The 18,772-nt window shown below is 60.4% G+C and carries 28 protein-coding genes; 27 read left to right on the top strand and 1 reads right to left on the bottom strand.

Going from position 1 to position 18,772, the window contains the following annotated elements:
* Nucleotide 1 precedes the first annotated feature (1 nt).
* The 24 genes from rplP (at nucleotide 2) to I5R65_RS20470 (ending at nucleotide 13,260) form a co-directional block, all read left to right on the top strand.
* Nucleotides 2-421 (top strand): 50S ribosomal protein L16, encoded by a 420-nt coding sequence (gene rplP, locus I5R65_RS20585; RefSeq protein WP_196872246.1) that lies wholly within the window; start codon nucleotides 2-4, stop codon nucleotides 419-421.
* Nucleotides 422-434: 13 nt separating this feature from the next.
* Nucleotides 435-629 (top strand): 50S ribosomal protein L29, encoded by a 195-nt coding sequence (gene rpmC, locus I5R65_RS20580; RefSeq protein ID WP_006464926.1) that lies wholly within the window; start codon nucleotides 435-437, stop codon nucleotides 627-629.
* A complete protein-coding gene (rpsQ, locus tag I5R65_RS20575; protein WP_034333526.1) occupies nucleotides 626-898 on the top strand; it encodes a 30S ribosomal protein S17 in 273 nt (90 codons plus the stop codon). Before rpmC ends, rpsQ begins: the two co-directional genes overlap by 4 nt.
* Nucleotides 899-1,094: 196 nt before the next feature.
* The gene (gene rplN, locus I5R65_RS20570) at nucleotides 1,095-1,463 is read left to right on the top strand and encodes a 50S ribosomal protein L14 (RefSeq protein ID WP_006464924.1); all 369 of its coding nucleotides are present in this window, start codon (nucleotides 1,095-1,097) and stop codon (nucleotides 1,461-1,463) included.
* Nucleotides 1,464-1,472: 9 nt separating this feature from the next.
* Nucleotides 1,473-1,787 (top strand): 50S ribosomal protein L24, encoded by a 315-nt coding sequence (rplX, locus tag I5R65_RS20565; protein WP_006464923.1) that lies wholly within the window; start codon nucleotides 1,473-1,475, stop codon nucleotides 1,785-1,787.
* 5 nt (nucleotides 1,788-1,792) lie between these two features.
* Nucleotides 1,793-2,332, top strand: coding sequence for a 50S ribosomal protein L5 (rplE, locus tag I5R65_RS20560; RefSeq protein WP_196872245.1), 540 nt, complete (start codon nucleotides 1,793-1,795; stop codon nucleotides 2,330-2,332).
* 7 nt (nucleotides 2,333-2,339) lie between these two features.
* Entirely contained in the window at nucleotides 2,340-2,645 is a 306-nt protein-coding gene (gene rpsN, locus I5R65_RS20555) for a 30S ribosomal protein S14 (protein WP_196872244.1), read from the top strand.
* Nucleotides 2,646-2,659: 14 nt separating this feature from the next.
* Nucleotides 2,660-3,055, top strand: a complete 396-nt coding sequence (gene rpsH / locus I5R65_RS20550; protein WP_006464920.1) for a 30S ribosomal protein S8 — start codon at nucleotides 2,660-2,662, stop codon at nucleotides 3,053-3,055.
* 10 nt (nucleotides 3,056-3,065) lie between these two features.
* Nucleotides 3,066-3,599, top strand: coding sequence for a 50S ribosomal protein L6 (gene rplF, locus I5R65_RS20545; protein ID WP_196872243.1), 534 nt, complete (start codon nucleotides 3,066-3,068; stop codon nucleotides 3,597-3,599).
* A 12-nt stretch (nucleotides 3,600-3,611) separates the two neighbouring features.
* On the top strand, nucleotides 3,612-3,974 hold the full coding sequence (rplR, locus tag I5R65_RS20540) for a 50S ribosomal protein L18 (protein WP_006464918.1): 363 nt from the start codon (nucleotides 3,612-3,614) through the stop codon (nucleotides 3,972-3,974).
* 12 nt (nucleotides 3,975-3,986) lie between these two features.
* A complete protein-coding gene (gene rpsE / locus I5R65_RS20535) occupies nucleotides 3,987-4,505 on the top strand; it encodes a 30S ribosomal protein S5 (RefSeq protein WP_006464917.1) in 519 nt (172 codons plus the stop codon).
* Nucleotides 4,506-4,515: 10 nt separating this feature from the next.
* Complete coding sequence (gene rpmD / locus I5R65_RS20530) at nucleotides 4,516-4,695, top strand: 50S ribosomal protein L30 (protein WP_006464916.1); 180 nt, start codon at nucleotides 4,516-4,518, stop codon at nucleotides 4,693-4,695.
* 26 nt (nucleotides 4,696-4,721) lie between these two features.
* The gene (gene rplO, locus I5R65_RS20525; protein ID WP_196872242.1) at nucleotides 4,722-5,156 is read left to right on the top strand and encodes a 50S ribosomal protein L15; all 435 of its coding nucleotides are present in this window, start codon (nucleotides 4,722-4,724) and stop codon (nucleotides 5,154-5,156) included.
* 19 nt (nucleotides 5,157-5,175) lie between these two features.
* Nucleotides 5,176-6,507 carry a preprotein translocase subunit SecY gene (gene secY, locus I5R65_RS20520; RefSeq protein WP_196872241.1) on the top strand — a complete coding sequence of 444 codons (1,332 nt, stop codon included), beginning with the start codon at nucleotides 5,176-5,178 and terminating at the stop codon, nucleotides 6,505-6,507.
* Between the two features lie 33 nt (nucleotides 6,508-6,540).
* Nucleotides 6,541-6,759 carry a translation initiation factor IF-1 gene (infA, locus tag I5R65_RS20515; protein ID WP_005663428.1) on the top strand — a complete coding sequence of 73 codons (219 nt, stop codon included), beginning with the start codon at nucleotides 6,541-6,543 and terminating at the stop codon, nucleotides 6,757-6,759.
* Between the two features lie 30 nt (nucleotides 6,760-6,789).
* A complete protein-coding gene (gene rpmJ / locus I5R65_RS20510) occupies nucleotides 6,790-6,903 on the top strand; it encodes a 50S ribosomal protein L36 (RefSeq protein ID WP_006464913.1) in 114 nt (37 codons plus the stop codon).
* Nucleotides 6,904-6,931: 28 nt separating this feature from the next.
* Complete coding sequence (gene rpsM / locus I5R65_RS20505) at nucleotides 6,932-7,297, top strand: 30S ribosomal protein S13 (protein ID WP_196872240.1); 366 nt, start codon at nucleotides 6,932-6,934, stop codon at nucleotides 7,295-7,297.
* A gap of 42 nt (nucleotides 7,298-7,339) precedes the next feature.
* Entirely contained in the window at nucleotides 7,340-7,744 is a 405-nt protein-coding gene (gene rpsK, locus I5R65_RS20500; RefSeq protein WP_006464911.1) for a 30S ribosomal protein S11, read from the top strand.
* Between the two features lie 160 nt (nucleotides 7,745-7,904).
* Nucleotides 7,905-8,528 (top strand): 30S ribosomal protein S4, encoded by a 624-nt coding sequence (gene rpsD / locus I5R65_RS20495; protein ID WP_196872239.1) that lies wholly within the window; start codon nucleotides 7,905-7,907, stop codon nucleotides 8,526-8,528.
* Nucleotides 8,529-8,634: 106 nt separating this feature from the next.
* Nucleotides 8,635-9,612, top strand: a complete 978-nt coding sequence (gene rpoA, locus I5R65_RS20490; RefSeq protein WP_196872238.1) for a DNA-directed RNA polymerase subunit alpha — start codon at nucleotides 8,635-8,637, stop codon at nucleotides 9,610-9,612.
* Between the two features lie 186 nt (nucleotides 9,613-9,798).
* Complete coding sequence (gene rplQ, locus I5R65_RS20485; protein ID WP_196872237.1) at nucleotides 9,799-10,194, top strand: 50S ribosomal protein L17; 396 nt, start codon at nucleotides 9,799-9,801, stop codon at nucleotides 10,192-10,194.
* Nucleotides 10,195-10,343: 149 nt separating this feature from the next.
* A complete protein-coding gene (gene cutA, locus I5R65_RS20480) occupies nucleotides 10,344-10,691 on the top strand; it encodes a divalent-cation tolerance protein CutA (RefSeq protein ID WP_196872236.1) in 348 nt (115 codons plus the stop codon).
* A gap of 27 nt (nucleotides 10,692-10,718) precedes the next feature.
* Nucleotides 10,719-12,512: a protein-disulfide reductase DsbD gene (gene dsbD, locus I5R65_RS20475; RefSeq protein WP_196872320.1), complete on the top strand. Its 1,794-nt coding sequence runs from the start codon at nucleotides 10,719-10,721 to the stop codon at nucleotides 12,510-12,512.
* Nucleotides 12,513-12,621: 109 nt separating this feature from the next.
* Nucleotides 12,622-13,260, top strand: coding sequence for a peroxiredoxin (locus I5R65_RS20470; protein ID WP_006464905.1), 639 nt, complete (start codon nucleotides 12,622-12,624; stop codon nucleotides 13,258-13,260).
* Between the two features lie 82 nt (nucleotides 13,261-13,342).
* On the opposite strand, the gene I5R65_RS20465 is transcribed toward I5R65_RS20470, so the two are convergent.
* Complete coding sequence (locus I5R65_RS20465) at nucleotides 13,343-14,287, bottom strand: LysR family transcriptional regulator (RefSeq protein WP_196872235.1); 945 nt, start codon at nucleotides 14,285-14,287, stop codon at nucleotides 13,343-13,345.
* Nucleotides 14,288-14,521: 234 nt separating this feature from the next.
* On the opposite strand from I5R65_RS20465, the gene I5R65_RS20460 reads away from it, so the two are divergent.
* The 3 genes from I5R65_RS20460 (at nucleotide 14,522) to I5R65_RS20450 (ending at nucleotide 18,725) form a co-directional block, all read left to right on the top strand.
* On the top strand, nucleotides 14,522-15,661 hold the full coding sequence (locus I5R65_RS20460) for an iron-containing alcohol dehydrogenase (protein WP_196872234.1): 1,140 nt from the start codon (nucleotides 14,522-14,524) through the stop codon (nucleotides 15,659-15,661).
* Nucleotides 15,662-15,804: 143 nt separating this feature from the next.
* Complete coding sequence (locus I5R65_RS20455) at nucleotides 15,805-17,394, top strand: aldehyde dehydrogenase (NADP(+)) (RefSeq protein ID WP_196872233.1); 1,590 nt, start codon at nucleotides 15,805-15,807, stop codon at nucleotides 17,392-17,394.
* A 116-nt stretch (nucleotides 17,395-17,510) separates the two neighbouring features.
* The gene (locus I5R65_RS20450) at nucleotides 17,511-18,725 is read left to right on the top strand and encodes an ABC transporter substrate-binding protein (RefSeq protein WP_196872232.1); all 1,215 of its coding nucleotides are present in this window, start codon (nucleotides 17,511-17,513) and stop codon (nucleotides 18,723-18,725) included.
* The last annotated feature ends 47 nt before the right edge of the window (nucleotides 18,726-18,772 follow it).

Here is an 18,772-nt window from a genome sequence, read left to right as displayed (position 1 = left end):
CATGCTGCAACCAGCACGTAGAAAATATCGTAAAGAACAAAAAGGTCGTAACACCGGCATTTCGCATACCCGCGGAACTGCCGTCTCGTTCGGCGATTTTGGTCTGAAGGCAACCGGCCGCGGCCGTCTCACTGCCCGTCAGATCGAAGCTGCTCGTCGTGCGATGACCCGTCACATCAAGCGCGGTGGTCGTATCTGGATCCGCGTCTTCCCGGACAAGCCAATTTCCCAGAAGCCTGCAGAAGTGCGTATGGGTAATGGTAAGGGCAATCCGGAGTACTACGTGGCTGAAATCCAGCCGGGTAAGGTACTGTACGAGATGGACGGTGTGGACGAAACCCTGGCTCGCGAGGCGTTCCGTTTGGCTGCTGCCAAATTGCCGCTGTCGACGACTTTCGTTGTTCGCCAAGTCGGTCAATAATTAGGAGCGGAACATGAAAGCATCGGAACTCCGCGGTAAGGACAAGGCAGGGCTGGAAAAGGAACTGGGCGAGCTGTTGAAAGCTCAGTTCAGCCTGCGCATGCAAATTGCGACCCAGCAACTGAACAATACCGCACAGCTGAAGAAGGTACGTCGCGACATCGCACGTGTGAAAACTGTGATCAACTCGAAGGATGGCCAACAATGAACGATCAAGTGAAACAAGCGCTCAAGCGCACGCTGATTGGCAAAGTTGTGTCGGACAAGATGGACAAGACCGTCACTGTCGAAATCGAGCGTCAAATGAAGCACCCGCTGTACGGCAAGATCATCAAGCGCACCAAGAAGTACCATGCGCACGATGAGCAAAACACGGCGAAGGCCGGCGATGTGGTGGAAATCACCGAAAGCCGTCCGATCTCCAAGACGAAGGCGTGGACTGTGACCCGTGTGGTACAGGAAGCACAAATCGTCTAAGTAGCAAAAGTAGTACTTGCGTGCTCGATATTATGCTGACATAATATCGAGCTCTTTCTTTGTAAGCATAAGCCTGCAAAGAGAGGCTCAAGAGTAGCTCTATTCGTCCCCTAACTAGCGAGTTCGCTTGCTAACAGGACCAAGACTGACCGCCAGCGCATCGTGCGAAGCGGATTAAGTTGGGAAAGAAAATATCATGATTCAAACTGAAAGCCGGCTCGAAGTGGCCGACAACACTGGTGCGCGCGAAGTTCTGTGCATCAAGGTCTTGGGTGGTTCCAAGCGCCGCTATGCGGGCATTGGCGATGTGATCAAGGTTACTGTCAAGAGCGCAGCACCGCGTGGTCGCGTCAAGAAGGGTGAAATTTATAACGCTGTCGTCGTTCGTACCGCCAAGGGCGTGCGTCGTCAGGATGGTTCGCTGGTCAAGTTCGATGGTAATGCTGCCGTCCTGCTGAACGCCAAGCTGGAGCCCATCGGCACCCGTATCTTTGGGCCGGTGACTCGTGAGCTGCGTACAGAGCGCTTCATGAAGATCGTCTCCCTGGCACCTGAAGTTCTGTAAGGAGTGGTCATGGCAAAGATTCGTAAAAACGATGAAGTCATCGTGTTGACCGGCAAAGACAAGGGCAAGCGCGGTGTCGTGACTGCTCGCGTCAGCGCCGATTATGTCGTCGTGGAAGGCGTGAATGTCGCAAAGAAGGCGACCCGTCCCAATCCGATGACTGGTGCAACTGGCGGCATCGTCGATAAGCTGATGCCAATTCATGTGTCGAACGTCGCGTTGTTCAACGCTGCGACCGGCAAGGCAGATCGTGTGGCTTACAAGGAAGTGGACGGCAAGAAGGTCCGCGCTTACAAGTCCAACGGCGAAGTCGTTAAGGTTTAAACATCATGGCACGTCTTCAACAGTTTTATAAAGATAAGGTCGTCGCCGATCTGACTACGAAGTATTCGTACAAGTCGGTGATGGAAGTTCCGCGCATCCTGAAGATCACCCTGAACATGGGTCTGTCGGAAGCAGTTGCGGACAAGAAGATCATCGAGCACGCCGTTGGCGATCTGACCAAGATCGCTGGCCAGAAGCCGGTGGTGACCAAGGCTCGCAAGGCTATCGCAGGTTTCAAGATCCGCGAAGGCTATCCGATCGGTTGCATGGTGACCCTGCGTGGCGCTCACATGTACGAATTCCTGGATCGTCTGATCACCGTGGCCCTGCCGCGCGTGCGTGACTTCCGTGGTGTGTCGGGTCGTGCGTTCGACGGTCGTGGCAACTACAACATCGGTGTGAAAGAGCAGATCATCTTCCCCGAAATTGAGTACGACAAGATCGATGCACTGCGTGGTATGAACATCAGTATCACCACCACTGCAAAGACCGACGACGAAGCGAAGTCGCTTCTCGCCGCATTTAAATTCCCGTTCAGAAACTGAGGATGCCATGGCAAAACTGGCACTGATTAACCGTGAACAGAAGCGCGCAGATATGGTGAAGAAGTATGCCGCCAAGCGCGCCGAGTTGAAGGCTATTATCGACGACCAATCGAAGTCGGATGAAGAGCGTTACGAAGCACGTCTGAAGCTGCAGGCGCTGCCCCGTAACTCGGCTCCGACCCGCCAACGTAACCGTTGCGCGCTGACTGGCCGTCCCCGTGGTACTTTCCGCAAGTTCGGATTGGGCCGTATCAAGGTCCGTGAAATCGCCATGCGCGGCGAAATCCCGGGTTTGACCAAAGCTAGCTGGTAATAGGAGAAGAAGCAATGAGTATGAGCGATCCTATCGCCGATATGCTGACCCGTATCCGCAATGCACAAGGCGTGAACAAGACTACCGTCGTCATGCCGTCTTCCAAGGTGAAGGTTGCAATTGCCAACGTCCTCAAGGACGAGGGTTATATCGAAGATTTCGCCGTGGTTGCCGCTGATGGCAAGGCTGAATTGAAAATCGGTTTGAAGTATTACGCTGGCCGTCCGGTCATCGAGCGCCTGGAGCGCGTGTCCCGTCCGGGTCTGCGCATCTACAAGGGCAAGGATGATATCCCCAACGTCATGAATGGCCTGGGCGTGGCGATTGTGTCCACCCCGCGCGGCGTGATGACTGACCGCAAAGCACGCGCAACCGGTGTCGGTGGCGAAGTGATTTGCTACGTGGCCTAAGGAGTGCAAGATGTCTCGTGTAGGTAAAATGCCTGTTGCACTGCCGAATGGCGCTGAAGCGTCCATCACTGCAGAGCAAATCACCGTCAAGGGCCCGCTGGGTTCCTTGACCCAACCGCTGACCAAGAAGGTCAAGGTGGTCAACAACAATGGCTCGCTGAGCTTCGAAGTGGCTGATGACAGCCGCGAAGCCAACGCGATGTCGGGCACCCTGCGTGCTCTGGTCAACAACATGGTCAACGGCGTCACCAAGGGCTTCGAAAAGAAGCTGAACCTGGTCGGCGTGGGTTTCCGTGCACAAGCACAAGGCGACAAGCTGAACCTGTCGCTGGGCTTCTCGCACCCCATCGTTCACCAGATGCCTGCCGGCATCAAGGTTGAGACCCCGACCCAGACCGAAATCCTGATCAAGGGTATCGATCGCCAGGTGGTTGGCCAGGTCGCCGCTGAAATTCGCGCCTATCGCGAACCCGAACCCTACAAGGGCAAGGGTGTGCGCTACGCTGACGAAGTGGTGACGCTCAAAGAAACCAAGAAGAAGTAATAGGGGTTGACGATGGACAAGAAACAATCTCGCCTGCGCCGTGCGACTCAGACTCGCGCCAAGATCGCAGAACTGAAGGTGAATCGTCTGGCTGTGCACCGTACCAACACGCACATCTACGCCAGCGTCATCGGCCCCGACGCCAACGTGCTGGCCTCGGCTTCCACCCTGGAAGCCGAAGTCCGCGCCGAGCTGGCTGGTCAATCCGGCAAGGGTGGCAATGCCGCCGCTGCCGCCCTGATCGGCAAGCGCGTTGCAGAAAAGGCTCTGAAGGCCGGTGTGACTGAAGTCGCGTTCGACCGCTCCGGTTTCCGTTATCACGGTCGCGTCAAGGCGCTGGCTGAGGCTGCGCGTGAAGCCGGCCTGAAGTTCTAAGGATTATCGATCATGGCAAAAATGCAATCGAAAACGCAAAGCGACAAGCCTGATGACGGCATGCGCGAAAAAATGATCGCTGTCAACCGCGTCACCAAGGTGGTGAAGGGTGGCCGTATCATGGGTTTCGCAGCGCTGGCAGTGGTTGGTGACGGCGATGGCCGCATCGGCATGGGCAAGGGCAAGTCGAAGGAAGTGCCTGTGGCCGTGCAGAAGGCGATGGAAGAAGCCCGTCGCAAGCTGATCAAGGTCACGCTGAAGAACGGTACCGTGCAGCACACCGTTATCGGCAAGCACGGCGCTTCGTCGGTGATGATCTCGCCGGCCAAGGACGGTACCGGCGTGATCGCTGGTGGTCCGATGCGCGCGATCTTCGAAGTGATGGGCGTAACCAACGTGGTGGCCAAGTCGACCGGTTCGACCAACCCCTACAACATGGTTCGTGCCACCCTCGACGGTCTGTCGAAGATGAACACTCCGGCTGAAATTGCTGCCAAGCGCGGCAAGTCGGTCGAAGAAATCCTGGGCTAAGGTGATCGAGATGGCTAATACAATCAAAGTCAAGCTGGTCAAGGGTCTGATCGGTACTCGTCAGGACCACCGCGCCACCGTGCGCGGTCTGGGTCTGCGTCGCGTCAACTCGGTGTCCGAGCTGGAAGACACCCCGTCGGTGCGCGGCATGATCAACAAAGTGTCCTATCTTGTGAAAGTGGTGTCGTAAGCGTCAGCTTGCGAACGGAGCGAATCATGCAATTAAACACTATCCAACCCGCAGAAGGCGCGAAGCACGCTAAGCGTCGCGTCGGTCGTGGTATCGGTTCTGGCCTGGGCAAGACCGCCGGCCGTGGCCACAAGGGTCAGAAGTCGCGTTCGGGCGGTTTCCACAAGGTCGGCTTTGAAGGCGGCCAGATGCCCCTGCAACGTCGTCTGCCCAAGCGTGGTTTCAAGTCGCTGGCAACGCCTTACAAGGCTGAAGTGCGCCTGTCCGATCTGGAAAAGCTGCCCGTCGCCGAGATCGACGTGCTGGCACTGAAGCAAGCCGGCCTCGTGTCGGAACTGGCTCGTGTCGTGCGTATCATCAAGGCTGGCGAACTGACCAAGAAGGTAACCGTCAAGGGTCTGATCGCAACCGCTGGTGCCAAGGCCGCTATTGAAGCAGCCGGTGGTTCCGTCGCTGAGTGATCCGGTCCCGGAGCATTAATTGGCAACTACTCCTCAATTAGCGAAAGGCGCCGCAAAAGGATTCCCCTGGAGTCGTTTGTGGTTCCTGCTGGGAGCGTTGATCGTTTATCGCATCGGTGCACATATCCCGGTTCCGGGTATTGATCCGACGCAGTTGGCGCAGCTGTTCAAGCAGAATCAGGGCGGCATTCTGGGCATGTTCAACATGTTCTCCGGTGGTGCCCTGTCGCGCTTTACGATCTTCGCACTGGGGATCATGCCGTATATCTCGGCATCGATCATCATGCAGCTGCTGTCGGTGGTTTCGCCGCAGCTGGAAGCATTGAAGAAAGAGGGTGAAGCCGGTCGTCGCAAGATCACGCAGTACACCCGTTACGGCACCCTGGTGCTGGCGACCTTCCAGGCGCTGGGTATTGCGGTGGCGCTGGAATCGCAAGCCGGCCTGGTGCTGGATCCGGGTCTGGCCTTCCGTATGACCACGGTGGTGACGCTCATTACCGGTACGATGTTCCTGATGTGGCTGGGTGAACAGATCACTGAACGTGGTCTGGGCAATGGCATCTCGATCATCATCTTCGCTGGTATTGCAGCAGGTCTGCCGAATGCACTGGGTGGCTTGTTTGAGCTGGTTCGTACCGGTTCGATGAACCCTCTGTCGGCGATCCTGATCTGCCTGATCGTGGCTCTGGTGACGTTCCTGGTGGTGTTCATCGAACGTGGTCAGCGCAAGATCCTGGTGAACTATGCGAAGCGTCAGGTCGGCAACAAGATCTACGGTGGTCAAAGCAGCCACCTGCCGCTGAAGCTGAACATGGCTGGCGTGATTCCGCCGATCTTTGCATCGTCGATCATCTTGTTCCCGGCCACGATCACCAGCTGGTTCACATCGGGTGACACGTCGAATCCCTTCATTCGTTTCCTGAAGGATCTGGCGGCATCGATGGCACCAGGCGAGCCGATCCACGCTTTGTTGTATGCAGTGGCCATCGTGTTCTTCTGCTTCTTCTACACCGCGCTGGTATTCAACAGCAAGGAAACGGCAGATAACCTGAAGAAGAGTGGTGCATTTGTTCCGGGTATCCGTCCGGGTGACCAGACGGCGCGTTATATCGACAAGATCCTGATGCGCCTGACACTGGCTGGCGCCGTGTACATCACCTTGGTGTGCTTGCTGCCAGAGTTCCTGATCGCACGCTGGAAGGTTCCGTTCTACTTTGGTGGCACATCGCTGCTGATCATCGTGGTCGTGACGATGGATTTCATGGCCCAGGTGCAGAACTATGTGATGTCTCAGCAGTATGAATCGTTGCTCCGCAAAGCTAATTTCAAGGGCGGCATGACACCGCGATAAGCGGGATCTGCTGCCAGGGGAAGAAGACACGGAATGGCAAAAGACGACGTTATTCAGATGCAGGGCGAGATTCTTGAAAATCTGCCCAACGCGACATTCAGGGTTAAGTTGGAAAACGGTCACGTTGTACTCGGCCATATTTCCGGCAAGATGCGCATGAATTACATCCGTATCCTGCCCGGCGATAAGGTAACGGTGGAACTGACGCCTTACGATTTGAGCCGGGCACGTATCGTGTTCCGAACCAAGTAACAGTGAAACATTGAAAGAAAGAGGGCCACAATGAAAGTGCTCGCATCAGTCAAGCGGATCTGCCGCAACTGCAAAATCATCAAGCGCAATGGCGTCGTTCGTGTGATCTGCACCGAACCCCGCCATAAGCAGCGCCAGGGTTAACTTAACGTTATTGATCGAGGAATAACGAATGGCACGTATTGCAGGGGTCAACATCCCCAACCATCAGCACACCGTGATCGGCCTGACCGCCATCTATGGTATTGGCCGTCCCCGCGCGGAAGACATCTGCGCAGCTACCGGCGTTCCGACCAACAAGAAGGTCAAGGACCTGGACGATAACGAGCTGGAAAAGCTGCGTGACGAAATCGCCAAGTTCGTCGTGGAAGGCGATCTGCGCCGTGAGTTGTCCATGAACATCAAGCGTTTGATGGACCTGGGTTGCTACCGCGGTCTGCGTCATCGTCGTGGTCTGCCGGTTCGTGGTCAACGCACCCGCACCAACGCTCGTACTCGCAAGGGTCCGCGCAAGGCCGCTCAATCGCTGAAGAAATAATCCCGGCAGGCGCAAGCACTGGTCGGATTCAAGGAAGAAATTATGGCAAAGTCCCCCAACAACGCAGCAGCATCGCGTGTTCGTAAGAAAGTTAAGAAGAACGTCGCTGAAGGCATCGCGCACGTTCACGCTTCGTTCAACAACACCATCATCACGATCACCGACCGTCAGGGCAACGCTCTGTCGTGGGCGACTTCGGGTGGTGCTGGCTTCAAGGGTTCGCGCAAGTCGACTCCGTTCGCCGCCCAGGTCGCCGCTGAAAGCGCCGGCAAGGTCGCGATCGAATGCGGCATCAAGAACCTGGAAGTGCGTATCAAGGGCCCCGGCCCGGGCCGTGAATCCGCAGTGCGCGCTCTGAACAACCTGGGCATCAAGATCACCCAGATCCAGGACGTGACCCCGGTCCCGCACAACGGTTGCCGTCCGCCGAAGCGCCGTCGCATCTAAGTTGTAGTATAATCTTGCGCTTTCGCCTGGCTTCAGGTGAAAGTGCTGGAAATCACCCGCCAATCTCCTTGGCGGGTTTTGTTCTTAAGACCACTGTCTGGCCGCATGCAGGTCAGACTAGCGTCCGGCAGTCTGGGACGTCATTGATAAAGGAAATACCGTGGCACGTTATATCGGACCAAAAGCAAAGCTCTCCCGCCGTGAAGGCACCGACCTGTTCCTGAAGAGCGCACGCCGCTCGCTGGATTCCAAGTGCAAGCTGGATTCCAAGCCAGGTCAACATGGCCGCACCTCCGGCGCCCGCACTTCCGACTACGGCAACCAGCTGCGTGAAAAGCAGAAGGTCAAGCGCATGTACGGCGTCCTCGAGCGTCAGTTCCGCCGCTACTTCGCTGAAGCCGACCGCCGCAAGGGCAACACCGGCGAAACCCTGCTCAAGCTGCTGGAATCGCGTCTGGACAACGTCGTCTACCGCATGGGTTTCGGCTCGACCCGCGCTGAAGCGCGTCAGCTGGTATCCCACAAGGCCCTGACCGTGAACGGTCAAGTCGTGAACATCGCTTCCTACTCGGTCAAGGCTGGTGACGTCGTCGCCATCCGCGAAAAGGCCAAGAAGCAAGTGCGTATCGCCGAAGCCCTGTCGCTGGCCGAGTCGAACGGTTTCCCGCAGTGGGTTTCCGTGGATTCGAAGAAGCTGGAAGGCACCTTCAAGTCCTCGCCGGACCGTAGCGAAATCGCTGCCGACGTCAACGAATCGCTGATCGTCGAACTGTACTCGCGTTAATTCGTCGTACCGTCGTACCTCTGTGCCCACCTCATGGTGGGCATTTTTCCGAACTGCCATCAGCCTTATCGGTGTAACGAGCCGAGGGTATTGAAAAGGACAATTCATGCAAAACAGTTTGTTGAAGCCCCGCATCATCGAAGTGGAAACACTGGCCCCCGGTCACGCCAAGGTCGTGATGGAGCCGTTCGAGCGCGGTTATGGTCACACCCTGGGCAACGCGCTGCGTCGCGTGCTGCTGTCGACCATGAGCGGTTATGCTCCCACCGAAGTCACCATCGCTGGTGTCGTGCACGAGTACTCCTCGCTGGACGGTGTCCAGGAAGACGTCGTGGACATCCTGCTGAACCTGAAGGGCGTGGTCTTCAAGCTGCACAACCGTGACGAAGTCACCCTGACCCTGAAGAAGGAAGGCGAAGGCGCCGTCCTGGCTTCCGATATCGATCTGCCCCACGACGTCGAATTGATCAATCCGGATCACGTCATCGCCAACCTGACCGGTGGCGGCAAGCTGGACATGCAGATCAAGGTCGAAAAGGGCCGTGGCTACGTGCCTGGCAACATCCGTCGCCTGTCCGAAGACACCAACAAGACCATTGGTCGCATCATCCTTGATGCTTCGTTCTCCCCGGTGCGTCGCGTGTCCTACGCCGTCGAATCCGCTCGCGTGGAACAGCGTACCGACCTGGACAAGCTGGTCATGAACATCGAGACCAACGGCGTCATCACCCCGGAAGAAGCGATCCGCCAATCGGCCCGCGTGCTGGTTGACCAACTGAACGTGTTCGCTGCCCTGGAAGGCACCGAAGCGACTGCAGAAGCACCGTCGCGCGCACCGCAGGTCGATCCTATCCTGCTGCGTCCGGTGGACGACCTGGAACTGACCGTCCGTTCCGCAAACTGCCTGAAGGCCGAGAACATCTACTACATCGGCGACCTGATCCAGCGCAGCGAGAACGAACTGCTGAAGACCCCGAACCTGGGTCGCAAGTCGCTGAACGAGATCAAGGAAGTCCTGGCCTCGCGTGGCCTGACCCTGGGCATGAAGCTGGAAAACTGGCCGCCGGCCGGTCTGGAGAAGTAATTCCTGCTGCCTGGCTGGCGTGGAGCATCATCCCGCCGGCCAGGCTGGCAAGACGCTGTATCTGTCGCACCCGTCGTACCCGTAGCAACACTTTTATCCGTCATATACCGGTCCGCGGTCCGGGCAGCGAAGCTGGCCTGCCGATAGAAGAACTGGATCAAAACTGTAACCTGAAAGGAAATTACCATGCGTCACCGTCACGGTCTCCGCAAACTGAATCGTACTTCGTCCCACCGTCTGGCCATGCTGCGCAACATGACTGTCTCCCTGCTGCGTCATGAAGCCATCAAGACCACCCTGCCGAAGGCCAAGGAACTGCGTCGCGTCGTCGAGCCGATCCTGACCCTGGGCAAGACCGACACCCTGGCCAACAAGCGTCTGGCCTTCAACCGTCTGCGCGATCGCGAGATCGTCGGCAAGCTGTTCTCCGAACTGGGCCCGCGCTACGCTGCCCGTAACGGTGGCTACCTGCGCATCCTGAAGATGGGCTTCCGTCAAGGCGACAACGCGCCAATGGCCTTCGTCGAGCTGCTGGACCGTCCGGAAGTCAGCGACGCCGCTGATGCCCCGACCGCTGAGTAAATCACTCGGTTGTGCGTCTCTGCAAAAAAGCCAGGCTTAGCCTGGCTTTTTTGTTTTCGACGGCTGTTTTCTGAGCCTGTCCTGATATTGCATGGCGGCGCGCCGTGGCAGTCTGTGGTTGAATACGGCATGTGCAAGGAGATGCTTCCATGACTTCGTCCCTGTTGAACCAGCCGCTGCTGGTCCTGGCCAATGCGCCGGATCAGCCGGTGGCCGAGAAGATCGCCACCGCCCTGGTGGAGCAAGGGCTGGCGGCCTGCGTCAACATCCTGGCGCCGGCGACCTCGGTCTATCGCTGGCAGGGCAAGATGCAGCGCGAGAGCGAAATCCCTTTGTTGATCAAGACCACGCAGGCCCGCTACCAGGAGCTGGAACGGGCCATCCTGCAATTGCATCCCTATGATGTGCCGGAGATCATCGCCTTGCCGGTGACAGCCGGTCTTCCGGCTTACCTGGCCTGGATGCAGGATGAGACCGCCCGGCCGTTGCGCCTGTAAAGCAGACAAGGAAATCCGTTGAACTTCATGATTACGCGCCGCGCGAGTGGCCGGCGCCTGCAGCGTCTGTGGCTGCACTCCCTACAGTACCTGCTGTTGCTGGTGGTGATGCTGTCCACCAGCCTGACGCATGCCGCCGAGGATTATCTTCCCCCGGAACAGGCCTTTCAGCTCAGCGCCCGCATGGTCGATGCCGGGACCCTGGAATTGAGCTATCGCATCGCCGATGGCTACTACATGTACCGCGACCGCTTCCATTTCAGCGCCGAGGGCGCGACGCTGGGCGAGCCGCAATTCCCCCCTGGCAAGCGCAAATATGACGACAACTTTCAGAAGGAAGTGGAGACCTATCACCAGTCGGTGACGGCACGCATGTCGGTCAGCGGGGCTGTGGACAAATTTACCGTGGTGGCCGTGTCGCAAGGTTGCGCCGACAAGGGGCTATGTTATCCGCCGATGACGCTGAAGCTGAGCATGCCGCTCCAGCCGACCGCCCAGAGCGTGATCGGCGCAGGCAGTGATGGCGCCGCCCAGGCCGCTGGCGGCAGCGAACTCGACGGCATTGCCGCCGTATTGAAGAGTGGCAGGCTGTGGAGCATCCTGTCACTGTTCTTCATCCTGGGCATCGGGCTCTCCTTCACGCCCTGTGTACTGCCGATGCTGCCCATCCTGTCCTCGATCATCGTCGGCCAGCAGACCGCCGGCGGCGGTGGCCGCGCCCGCAGCTTCCTGATGTCGGTCGCCTACTCGCTTGGTATGGCCTTGGTCTATACCGCCCTGGGCGTAGCGGCCGGGATGCTGGGCGAGGGCTTGTCGGCCTATCTGCAGAACCCCTGGATGTTGGCGGGCTTTGCGCTGCTGATGGCGGTGCTGGCCTTGTCGATGTTCGACGTGTACACGCTGCAGGTGCCGGCCTCCATGCAATCGCGCCTGTCCTCGGCCTCGGGCAATGGCAGCGGCAAATGGCTGGGCGTGTTCCTGATGGGCGCGATCTCGGCGCTGATCGTCGGCCCCTGCGTGGCCGCACCGCTGGCCGGAGCCCTTCTCTACATCAGCCAGACCGGCAACGTGGTGCTGGGTGGCAGTGCATTGTTTGCGATGGCGGCCGGCATGAGCGTGCCGTTGCTGCTCATCGGCGCCTCGGCCGGCGCCTTGCTTCCGCGTGCCGGTGCCTGGATGGATGCGGTCAAGCGCTTCTTTGGCGTGCTGATGCTGGGTACGGCCCTGTGGATGGTGTCTCCTGTGATCCCGTCCTGGCTGCAGATGGCCGGCTGGGCTACCCTGGGCATCGGTTATGGCGCCTTCCTGTTGTGGTCCCGCCCGGGCGGATGGATGGCGCGTGGACTGGGCCTGGCAGTGGTCACATTGGGTCTGCTGCAACTGGTCAGCGTAGCGACTGGTGGCCGCGACCCGCTGGCGCCGCTGTCGCATCTGCGCGCACAGGGGGGCGCGGTGGCCGGCACGGACTTCGTGCGTATCCGCTCCAGCGCCGAGCTGGACGCGGCCCTGCAGCAGAACGCGGCGGGAGAGCGTCGTCCGGTGATGCTGGACTTCTACGCCGACTGGTGCGTTTCCTGCAAGGAAATGGAACGCTTCACCTTCAGCGACCAACGCGTGAAGGAACGCTTCGGCCAGATGTTACTGCTGCAGATCGATGTGACCGCCAACAATGCCGACGACCGCGCCATGCTCAAGCGCTTCAATCTCTTCGGCCCGCCCGGGATCATGTTTTTCGATGCCGACGGGCGCGAGCTGGTGCAACGTCGTGTGATCGGTTACCAGGATGCAGACAAGTTCATGTCCACGTTGCAAAACCTGTAGAAACCATTGCGCCGCGTTATTTGGATACCACTTTATAGTCGTTGGCCTGGGGCGGGCGTCGCGTTATAGTCAGCCTTCCGTTTTCATTTGTTCAACCAAGGAGACCACCATGACGTTGCGCCTGGGCGATACCGCACCGGATTTCGAGCAAGAATCCTCGATCGGCAAGATCAAATTCCACGACTGGGCGGGTGATTCCTGGGTCGTACTGTTCTCCCACCCGGCCGACTTCACGCCGGTCTGCACCACCGAACTCGGCCTGACGGCCAAGCTCAAGCCGGAATTCGACAAGCGCAACGTCAAGGCCATCGCCCTGTCGGTGGACGGCGCCGAAGCCCACAACCAGTGGATCAAGGACATCGAGGAAACCCAGCAGACCGTGGTCGGTTTCCCCATCGTGGCCGACGTCGACAAGAAGGTCGCCGGTCTCTACGACATGATCCACCCCAACCAGTCCGAAACGGCGACGGTGCGCTCGCTGTTCGTCATCGATCCCAAGAAGAAGGTGCGCCTCATCATCACCTACCCGATGAGCACCGGCCGCAACTTCGACGAAGTGCTGCGCGTCATCGATGCCCTGCAACTGACCGATGGCTACACCGTGGCCACCCCGGGCAACTGGAAGGATGGCGACGACGTCATCATCCCGCTGTCGGTCAAGGATGAGGAAGTCATCAAGCAGAAGTACCCCAAGGGCTACAAGTCACCGCGTCCCTACCTGCGCATCACTCCGCAACCGAACAAGTAATCCGGCAAGCAGTCGGTCGGACCAGAAAAAGCGCTCCTGCGGGAGCGCTTTTTGTTTGGGCCAGCAAGACGCCGGGCGCAGCTCACTCTTGCGGCGCTACCGTGCGCGCAAAGTCGTCGATGAACAGCCGTGCCACCGGGGACAGCATGGTGCCGTGCCGTGTCACCAGCTGGTAGGGTTCGCTGCGGGTATGCAATTGCAGCGGCAGGATGCGCGTCATGCCGAACCGCGTGCAGAACTGCGCCACGTCCACCGACAGCAGCGCCACGAAGTGCGGATTTTTCTGCAGCAGCGACAGCGTGGTGAAGGCCGAGGTGGTTTCCATCAGGTGCAGCGGAAAGCGCAGATCGGCATTGTGGAACTCCCGCTCCAGCGTCAGCCGCATCGGCATGTTGGCCGAATACACTACCCAGCGCGAATCGGCCAGATCCGCCAGTTGCAGACTGGAGGCGCCGGCCAGGGGGTGCTGCACGCTGGCCACCACTGCCAGTTGTTCGTCGTGGATGTTGAAGGCGTCATACAGGTCGGGGCGCTGGCTGATGCTGGTGCGGCAGATCGCCAGGTCCAGCCGGCCCTGGTCGAGCAGGCGCAGCAACCTGGCGCTGGTGTCTTCCACGATCTCCACTGACAACGAAGGATGGGTCTCCAGCAGGCGGGTGAGCGCATCGGTCAACAGCGGCACCGCCCCCATGATGGTGCCCACCGCGAGCCGGCCGCCGTGACCTTGCATGATCGACAGCATCTCTTCCCGCAGGTGGGTGAGGTCGGTCTGGATCAGCCGCGCATAGCGGATCACGCAATGGCCCAGCTCGGTGGGCTCCAGCCCGCGATTGGTACGGGTGAACAGTTGCACGCCCAGGGTGCTTTCGATCTCCTGCAGTGCCTTGCTGGCGCCGGGCTGGGTCAAGGCCACCTGCTCGGCCGCCTTGAGCAGCGAGCCGTGATCGGACAGGGCGATGAGCAGCCGCAACTGGCGCAGGTGCAGGCGGGAGGTGATGGAGGCCAGGGAGGGCAGGGTGTTGTGCATGGCGTTGATCCTCGAATAGGCCTCCAGTATGAGCTTTGGTTATACCCATATCAACAGCTCTCATTAGCCAAGGGGCCGGCGATGGCTTAGAGTCTCGCTTTCAAAAGCAGGACGTACAGGGAAATATTCGCAAAGCTGGCCCAGCGCCAGCCCCCTGAGATAGCGGCCTGGCTGGCGACATCTATGAATCATGGCTATGTAATTGCATCTTGATTACACCTTAACGGCACCCTAATGGCACTCATCAACTACATTACCCAGGTCCAGTTCGACTACGGCGCACTGGCGCTGCTGCAGCAGGAATGCGATCGCATCGGCATCAAGAAGCCGCTGGTGGTCACCGACATGGGTATCCGCAATGCCGGTCTGCTGGACAAGGTCCTGGCACAGCTCAAGGACGGTGGCGCCGCCGTGGTCTACGACCAGACCCCGCCCAACCCCAACGAAGGCGCCGTGCGCGCGGCCGTGGCGCTGTTCCGTGAGCAGGGCTGCGACGGTATCGTGGCCGTGGGTGGCGGTTCTTCCATCGACCTGGCCAAGGGCGTGGCAGTCTGCGCTACCCATGAGGGACCGTTGAAGTCGTTCGCACTGATCGAAGGTGGCCTGTCCAACATCACCGCCAGGACCGCGCCGGTGATCGCCATCCCGACCACCGCCGGCACCGGCAGCGAAGTCGGCCGTGGCGCCATCCTGATCCTGGACGACGGCCGCAAGGTCGGCATCATCTCGCCCTACCTGGTGCCCCGGCTGGCCATCTGCGACCCCGAACTGACACTGGGCCTGCCACCGCTGATGACCGCCGCCACCGGCATGGACGCCATCGCCCATTGCCTGGAAACCTTCATGGCGCCGTCCTTCAATCCGCCCGCCGATGGCATCGCGCTGGATGGCCTGTGGCGCGCCTGGGCGCACATCGAGCGTGCCACCCGCGAGCCGGGCGACCGCGAAGCGCGACTGAACATGATGAGCGCCTCGATGCAGGGCGCCATGGCCTTCCAGAAGGGGCTGGGTTGCGTGCACAGCCTGTCGCACTCGCTGGGCGGCATCAATCCCAAGCTGCACCACGGCACCCTGAACGCCATTTTCCTGCCGGCCATCATCGCCTTCAACGAAAGCGCGCCGACCATGGTCAAGGACAACAAGATGGCGCGCATGGCCCACGCCATGGGCCTGGCCAGCGGTGCCGAGATCGGCCCGGCGATCCGCGCCATGAGCCGTCGCCTGGGCTTGCCGGCCGGCCTGGGCGAACTGGGCGTGAGCGAGTCCATGTTCCCGCAGATCATCAAGGGCGCGCTGGCTGATCACAGCCACAAGACCAATCCGCGCGAGGCCTCGGAACAGGATTACCTGCAGATGCTGCAGCAATCCATGTGATGGCCGACAATGACCGGTGCAGGGCAGCGGCCATGGCCGGCCTGTCCCGCAAGTCCCCCTCAGCCGCTCCCGCACTGCGCGGGCGCGGCTCTCATGCCTGACCCCAAACCGGGCGGCATCAACGAAACCAGCAGGAGCACATCGTGAGCTACAAGATCCTTGGACACAACTACATCGGCGGCCAGCGCAGCGGTCAGGGCGAGGTCGCCCTGCATAGCGTGGACGCGACCACCGGCGCGCTCTTCGAGACCCACTTCCTGACCGCCACCGAAAACGAAGTGGCCGCCGCCGTGGATGCGGCCGAGAAGGCCTATCCGCTGTACCGCGCCACCACCTCGCAACAGCGCGCCCAGTTCCTGGAAGCCATCGCCGACGAGATCGATGCCCTGGGTGACGATTTCCTCGCCGCCGTAGCCCGTGAAACGGCCCTGCCGGCCACCCCGCGCCTGGCCGGCGAACGCGCCCGCACCAGCGGCCAGATGCGCCTGTTCGCCAAGGTCCTGCGCCGTGGCGACTTCTACGGTGTGCGCATCGATACCGCCCTGCCGCAGCGCCAACCGCTGCCGCGTCCGGACATCCGCCAATACAAGATCGGCGTGGGTCCGGTAGCCGTGTTCGGCGCCAGCAACTTCCCGCTGGCCTTCTCGGTGGCCGGTGGCGATACCGCCGCCGCCCTGGCCGCCGGCTGCCCGGTGGTCTTCAAGGCTCACAGCGGCCACCTGGTGACCTCCGAACTGGTGGCCGATGCCATCGAGCGCGCCGTCAAGAAGACCGGCATGCCGGCCGGCACCTTCAACATGGTCTATGGCGACCGCGTGGGCGCCCAACTGGTCAAGAGCGCCGGCATCCAGGCAGTCGGCTTCACCGGCTCGCTGCGTGGCGGCCGTGCCCTGTGCGACATGGCGGCAGCCCGTCCGCAACCGATCCCGGTGTTTGCCGAGATGTCCAGCATCAACCCCATCATCCTGATGTCGGAAGCGCTGAAGGTGCGCGGCGACGCCATCGCCAAGGACCTGGCCGGCTCGGTCACGGTCGGCGTCGGCCAGCTGTGCACCAGCCCGGGCCTGCTGCTGGGTGTGCGTTCGCCCGAGCTGACCGCCTTCATCGAAAAGCTGTCGGCGGCCTTCGGCGGCAGCAATCCGGCCACCATGCTCAACAGCGGCGGCCTGACCCACTACAACGGCGGTGTGGCGCGCCTGACCCAGTTGCCGGGCGTGAAGGTGATCGCCACCGGCGGCACCAGCTACACCCAGGCCGTGCCGCATCTGTTCAAGGCTGACGCCGCGCTGCTGTTCTCCAAGGAAGCGCCGCTGGAAGAGGAAGTCTTCGGCCCGTCCACCGTTATCGTCGAACTGGAAAGCCGCGAGCAGCTGCTGGACTTCGCCGCCAAGATGAACGGCCAGTTGACCGCCACCCTGCAAGCCGAGATCGGTGATCTGCAAGGCAACCAGGACCTGATCGCGATCCTTGAGCAGAAGGCCGGCCGCCTGCTGCTGAACGGCTTCCCGACCGGTGTCGAGGTGTGCGATGCGATGGTCCACGGTGGCCCCTATCCGGCCACCTCGGACGCCCGTGGTACCTCGGTCGGCACGCTGGCCATCGAGCGCTTCCTGCGTCCGGTGTGCTACCAGAACTACCCCGACGCGATGCTGCCGGCACCGCTGCAGAACGCCAACCCGCTGGGCCTGATGCGCCTGGTCGATGGCGAGCAGACCCGCGCCACCGTCGCCTGATCCCACACGTTGCAGCACCCGGACCGGCGCCTGGGCGCCGGTCTTGTCCCACCTTCCCCGCACTCGATTGCGGGGTCGCAACAACAATATCCCAAGACCCCAAGAGGAGGAGACCCATGATTACATCCATCCGGCGCGCTGCGCTGTCTGCCGCTGTCTGCGCGCTGTTCGGCGCGGCCACCATCCCTTCCGCACAGGCGGCGGGCGATACCATCAAGATCGGCTTCATCACCGACATGTCCGGCACCTATGCCGACTTCGACGGCCAGGGCGGGGTCGAGGCGATTCGCATGGCCATTGCCGATGCCGGCGGCACCATCAACGGCAAGAAGGTGGAACTGGTCTTTGCCGACCACCAGAACAAGGCCGACATCGCCGCCAACAAGGCGCGTGAATGGTTCGACCGCGACGGCGTGGACATACTGGTCGGCGGCGTCAACTCGGCGGCCAGCCTGGCCATGGGCAAGGTGGCGGGCGAAAAGAAGAAGGTCTTCATCTCGGTCGGCGCCGGCACCACGCGCCAGACCAACGAGGAATGCAACGCCTACACCATCCAGTACGCCTACGACACCACGGCCCTGGCGCGTGGCACGGGGGCAGCCATCACCCGCCAGGGTGGCAAGTCCTGGTACTTCCTGACGGCCGACTATGCCTTCGGCACCTCGCTGGAAAAGGACACCAGCGATGTCGTCAAGAGCAATGGCGGCAACGTCGTGGGCGCCACCCGAGTCCCGCTGGCGACCTCGGACTTCTCGTCCTTCCTGTTGCAGGCGCAATCCTCCAAGGCCCAGATCCTGGGGCTGGCGGTCGCCGGCGGCGACGTCATCAATGCCATCAAGGCGGCCAATGAATTCGGCGTGAACAAGACCATGAAGCTGGCGGGCCTCCTGATCTTCATCAACGATACCCACTCGCTGGGCCTGCAGCTCACGCAAGGGATGTACCTCACCGATGGCTGGTACTGGGACCTCAACGACCAGAGCCGTGCCTGGGCCAATCGCTACTTCATGAAGATGAAGAAGATGCCATCCATGTTCCAGGCCGGCGATGCCTCGGCCGTGGGCCAGTACCTGAAGGCGGTGAAGGCCGTGGGCAGCACCGATCCGGACCAGGTCATGGATTACCTGCGCAAGAACCGCATCAACGATTTCTTCACCAGCAATGGCGTGGTGCGTCCGGACGGCCGCATGGTGCATGACATGTATCTGATGGAGGTGAAGAAACCTTCAGAATCCAAGCGCCCCTGGGATTATTACAAGCTGGTACAGACCATTCCCGGCGAGCAGGCCTACATGACCAAGGCCGAATCCAAGTGCGCGCTCTGGAAGTAAGCCAGCGCCGATATTGAAACGACCAGCGGGGCGCCGCCCATGAGTGC

The sequence above is a fragment of the Herbaspirillum sp. AP02 genome, assembly GCF_015767275.1.
Lineage (GTDB): Bacteria > Pseudomonadota > Gammaproteobacteria > Burkholderiales > Burkholderiaceae_D > Herbaspirillum.
Note: the sequence above shows the minus strand (reverse complement) of the source record. Positions and strands in the feature narration are given on the sequence as shown.